Annotated in this window: 4 protein-coding genes and 1 pseudogene; 4 read left to right on the top strand and 1 reads right to left on the bottom strand. The window is 75.1% G+C overall.

Annotated elements, in window-relative coordinates; translation table 11 throughout:
- Together DZF91_RS39690 and serC are read left to right on the top strand one after the other, a co-directional pair.
- Window positions 1-268: hypothetical protein (locus DZF91_RS39690; RefSeq protein ID WP_158587918.1), on the top strand; the 268-nt coding region annotated here is incomplete at its 5' end.
- A gap of 167 nt (window positions 269-435) precedes the next feature.
- The gene (serC, locus tag DZF91_RS11465) at window positions 436-1572 is read left to right on the top strand and encodes a phosphoserine transaminase (protein WP_117357459.1); all 1137 of its coding nucleotides are present in this window, start codon (window positions 436-438) and stop codon (window positions 1570-1572) included.
- 90 nt (window positions 1573-1662) lie between these two features.
- On the opposite strand, the gene DZF91_RS11460 is transcribed toward serC, so the two are convergent.
- A complete protein-coding gene (locus tag DZF91_RS11460; protein WP_158587917.1) occupies window positions 1663-2646 on the bottom strand; it encodes a class II glutamine amidotransferase in 984 nt (327 codons plus the stop codon).
- A gap of 146 nt (window positions 2647-2792) precedes the next feature.
- Between DZF91_RS11460 and DZF91_RS11455 the strand changes: the two genes are divergently transcribed.
- Window positions 2793-3938, top strand: coding sequence for a hypothetical protein (locus DZF91_RS11455; RefSeq protein WP_117357457.1), 1146 nt, complete (start codon window positions 2793-2795; stop codon window positions 3936-3938).
- A gap of 92 nt (window positions 3939-4030) precedes the next feature.
- Window positions 4031-4701: pseudogene (locus DZF91_RS11450) on the top strand (hypothetical protein); the annotation flags it as partial.

Raw genomic sequence — 4701 nt, 5'->3', positions numbered from 1 at the left:
CGGCGCGGTCGCGGCGGAGCTGCGGCGGCTGGAGGCCGAGCGCGAGGAGCGCCGCCGCCGCGCCAACGCCGCCGCGGGGCGCGTCGCGTTCTGGGTGCTGGCGCTCCTGCTGGCGTTCCTCGGCTACGACTCGGCGCGGACGGCGCACGAGGCGCGGCGGCGAGGCGACGACTGGGTGTACCCGCCCGCCGTCAACGCCTGCCTGTGCGTCGCCGGCGTCCTGCTGCTCGTCGGCTTCGCCCTCTGGCGCCACCGCCGGACCCGCTGAGGCCGCCCGCCCGCGCGCCCGCGGCGGACGCCGCCGGCCGGACGACGGTCACCGACGGCGCCACAGTGAGACGACGGCAGAGGCGAGACGGCGCCACCACAGGTGAGAAGCGTCTCGGCATGTGGTCCGACCGGCGATCTTGCGGGGCCGGTCGGTAACCTTCGAGCGTGACCGAGAGCGCGAATCCTTCCCTTGTCATTCCCGCCGATCTCAAGCCCGCCGACGGCCGGTTCGGATGCGGGCCGTCCAAGGTCCGTCCCGAGCAGCTCGCCGCCCTCGCCTCGTCCGGCGACACCTACCTGGGCACCTCGCACCGGCAGAAGCCGGTGAAGTCGCTGGTCGGCCGCGTCCGCGCGGGGCTGGCCGAGCTGTTCTCCCTGCCGGACGGCTACGAGGTGCTGCTCAGCAACGGCGGCACCACCTGCTTCTGGGACGCCGCGGCGTTCGGGCTCGTCCGCCGCCGGTCGCAGCACCTGGCGTTCGGCGAGTTCTCCAGCAAGTTCGCGAAGGTCACCAAGGGCGCGCCGTGGCTGGACGACCCGTCGGTGATCTCCGCCGACCCGGGCTCGCACCCCGCCGCGCGCGCCGAGGACGGGATCGACGTCTACGCCCTCACCCACAACGAGACCTCCACCGGCGTCGCGATGCCGATCGCGCGCCCGGCGGGCACCTCGGCCGACGAGGCGCTCGTGCTCGTGGACGCCACGTCCGGCGCGGGCGGCCTGCCCGTGGACGTCAGCGAGACCGACGTCTACTACTTCGCGCCGCAGAAGTGCTTCGCGGCCGACGGCGGCCTGTGGATCGGCCTCGCCTCCCCGGCCGCACTGGCCCGGATCGACGAGATCGCCGCGTCCGACCGGTACATCCCGGAGTTCTTCAACCTGAAGACGGTCGTGGACAACTCCGCCAAGGACCAGACCTACAACACCCCGGCCGTCGCCACCCTGCTGCTGCTCGCCGAGCAGATCGAGTGGATGAACGGCAACGGCGGCCTCGCCTGGACCACCGCCCGCACCGCCGACTCGGCCCAGCGCCTCTACACCTGGGCCGAGAAGACGTCCTACACCTCGCCGTTCGTCGCCGACCCGGCGCAGCGCTCGCAGGTCGTCGGCACGATCGACTTCAGCGACGACGTGGACGCGGCGGCCGTCGCCAAGGTCCTGCGGGCCAACGGCATCGTGGACACCGAGCCCTACCGCAAGCTGGGCCGCAACCAGCTGCGCATCGGCATGTTCCCGGCGATCGACCCGGACGACGTCGAGGCCCTCACCCAGTGCGTGGAGTACGTGGTCGAGCACCTCTGAGCCGACCGGCGGAAGGGGCGGGGCGCCGACGGGCCTCCCGCCCCTTTCCCGTGTCCGCCTCCCGTGTCCGCCTTCCCGTGCCCGCGCGGGTCAGGCCACGGTCGCGGGCGGGGTCGCGGACCGGTCGCCGGACGGCCTGAGGGGCGCGACGCGGTGCCGGAGGACGGCGCGGTCGCGGGCCTCGTCGGACGGGGTGAAGCCGGTCCAGACGCGTCCGTCGAGGTCGAAGGCGCGTCCCGTGGGGACGAAGCCCGCTCCGCCGAGGACCTCCGGGGCCGCGCCCGGACGCGGCGGCCCGAGCCGCAGGTAGGTGCCCTCGCGGAGCATGACGATCGACGCGAAGCGGACGCTGGTGTGCCGCTCGGCCAGCCGGAACCACTTGGGGTTGGACGCCCAGTACAGGTTGCCCTCGACGTCCAGGGCGACCGAGAGCGGGCTGAGGGCGGCCCGGGCCAGGTGGACGGTGCCGGGGCGGGCCCGGTCGACCCAGGCCAGCGCGGCCCTGCCGACCAGCGCGGTGAGCACGGCGACGATGTCCGGCACGGACGTGTGGCCCGCGAGCACCTGGAAGAGCGGTTCGGAGTCGGTGCCGCCGGAAGCGGTGGGCGGCGCGAACCGGGCGCGCAGCGCTCCGGCCTCGATGTCGCCGTTGTGCGTGGCGACGATCCCGGCCGCGCGGGAGGCGTGCGGCCCGGCCGCCGCGGCCCCGCCGACGACGAGCGGGCTGGCGTTGGCGAGCGCGTGCGGGGTGCCCTGGGTGGCCCAGCGGGTGTGGCCGAGGACGACGGGCGCGGCGTCCAGCTCGGGCAGCAGGTCGTGCCGCCAGACACCGGAGAACGCGCCGCGGCCCTTCACCACCCGGCAGCCGTCGTGGAGGAGGTCGCTGGCGCGCTCGCCGGCGACGCCGGACAGGGGTCCGGCGTCCCGTCCCGCGGGGCGGCCGGTCAGCAGGGCCAGCCCCGCCGAGTCGGTCCCGCGCTCCTCGGCGAGCGTCCCCAGGGTGACCACGACGTCCGAAGCCCGTTCCGGGTGGGACGCGGCGGGCGCGCGCAGCAGCCCGAACAATCCGCACATGCTCGATGAGACGTATCTCATCACCGGCCGGTTCGAGCCCGGTCCGGGGCCGAATAAGCTCGGAGCGTGAACCGCGCGCCCCGATGGCTGCTCCCGACCGTGCTGACCGCGCTCGTGCTCGCCGTGGTCGTCGGCTCCGTGCTGCGTTGAACCGGGTCACCGCGTCGGTGCCGGCGCTCGCCGTCGCCGCCTGCGCGCTCTGGCCGATTCCGGCCACCGCCGCCCTGTCCCGACCGTTTACGGCCGCCTCGTCCGTGCCTGCCGTCCCGTCCGCGCCCGGGTCCTCCGGCGCCCCCGGTCCCTCCGGAACGTCGAATCCGTCCGGTCCGTCGAATCCGTCCGGGACGCCGGGAACAGCACGGCCGCGCGTCGCGTTCAAGATCGTCGATGAGCGGATCACCGAGTCCAGCGGGCTGGCGGCCAGCACCGCGCACCCCGGCGTCGTCTACACGCACAACGACTCGGGCGGCACCGCGCAGATCTTCGCGATCGGCCCGGACGGGGGCGTGCGGGCCGTGCTGACCCTCGCGGGCGCCCGCAACCGCGACTGGGAGGCCATCGCGATGGGCCGGGACGACCACGGCCGCCCGGCGATCTTCGTCGCGGACATCGGCGACAACCTGGGCGGGGCCTGGCCGTTCGTGACCATCTACCGGATCACCGAGCCCACCGTCCTGCGCGACCGGACCGTCGAGGCGACCGCGTTCCGGTTCCGGTACTCCGACGGGCCGCGCAACGCCGAGACGATGATGATCGACCCGCGCACGAACCGGCTCTACATCGCGAGCAAGCTGATGTCCGGCGCGCTCTACGAGGCGCCCGCCAAGCTCTCCACCAGCGGCTACAACACGCTGCGCCGGATCGGCGGCGCCCCGCCCATCGCCACCGACGGCGCGTTCGCCCCGGACGGGAACGGCTTCGTCATCCGCACGTACTTCGGGGCGCGCGTCTACCGGATGAAGCCGGACGGCACCCCCGGCGACTCCCACTCGATCCCGCTGCCCTCGCAGGAGCAGGGCGAGTCGGTCACCTACACGCCGGACGGCTCGTCCCTGCTGGTCGGCTCCGAGGGTCGCGCCCAGCCGGTCCTCCAGGTCCCCCTGACGGGCGCGGACGCCGTCGGCGGCACCGCCCCGCCGCCCGACCCGCGCGGTCTGACCTCGCCCCCGGCGGGGAAGGACGATCACGACGAGGGGCACCTGAGACACACCGGCGGCAGACGGGTCGCGCTCCTCCTGGTCCTCGGGATCGCGGGGCTCGTCGGTTACGGCCTGGTCCGGCGGCGGAGCTGAGACGCCGCAAAAACCCTGCCGAGCGGCAGAACGGCCACCGGATGGCAAAAGGAGACTACGTGCCCGGCGGTTCCCGCGAGAGGATGCGGACTGTGGAACATGAGCTGGTCGGCCTGCACGGGTTCGGCGGCCGGTTTCGCCCGGTCGCGCCGGGGCCGTTCGTCCTGCTGGCGGTGGCGGCGGCGCTGGCGCCGGTGCGTCCCGGCTGGCTATGGGCGGCGCTGGTCCTCGCCATGGCCGCCGGGCCCTGGGCGGCCGGGGCGGCGGTGGCCGTCCTGCCGTGGGCGGCGCGGCACCGCGGGCCGTCCCACTGGCGGCTGTCGGAGCGCGGGCTGGAGCGGATCGGCCCGGACGGCGCCGTCCTCACCCGCTACGAACGCGACCGCGTCGAAGGGCTGGGGATCACCACCGGCGACGGGGTGCTGGTCGTCCAGCACAGGTTCGGCACGGCCGCGATCGGGCCGCTGCCGAAGCTCGGCCTGGAGCCGCTGGCCCTGTTCGTGACCGCGCGGCGGCTCGGCGTGCCGGTGCGGCTGGTGCACGGCGAGGTCTCCGACCTGCTCGACCCCGCGCTGGAGGGGACCGCCCGTCCGCCCGGCGCCGACAGCGACGACGACACCGACGACGCCGAGGTGGTCATCCCGCTCGGCCCGTCCCGCGACCTGGCCGCCGAGCGGCGGCTGCTGGACCAGGAGGCGGCGCTGCTCGCCGCCGCGCACGAGGACGCCGACGCGGACGCCGCGCCCGCCCCGGCCGAGCCCGC

Origin of the sequence: Actinomadura logoneensis (genome assembly GCF_003428695.1) — a bacterium.
In the GTDB taxonomy this organism is placed as follows: domain Bacteria; phylum Actinomycetota; class Actinomycetes; order Streptosporangiales; family Streptosporangiaceae; genus Spirillospora; species Spirillospora logoneensis.
This window is presented reverse-complemented; position numbering and strand designations above follow the sequence as displayed.

What these genes read in the sequence shown, in the direction of transcription:
- DZF91_RS11460 (WP_158587917.1), bottom strand. Translation starts at nt 2,646, where the DNA reads ATGTGCGGATTGTTCGGGCTGCTGCGCGCGCCCGCCGCGTCCCACCCG.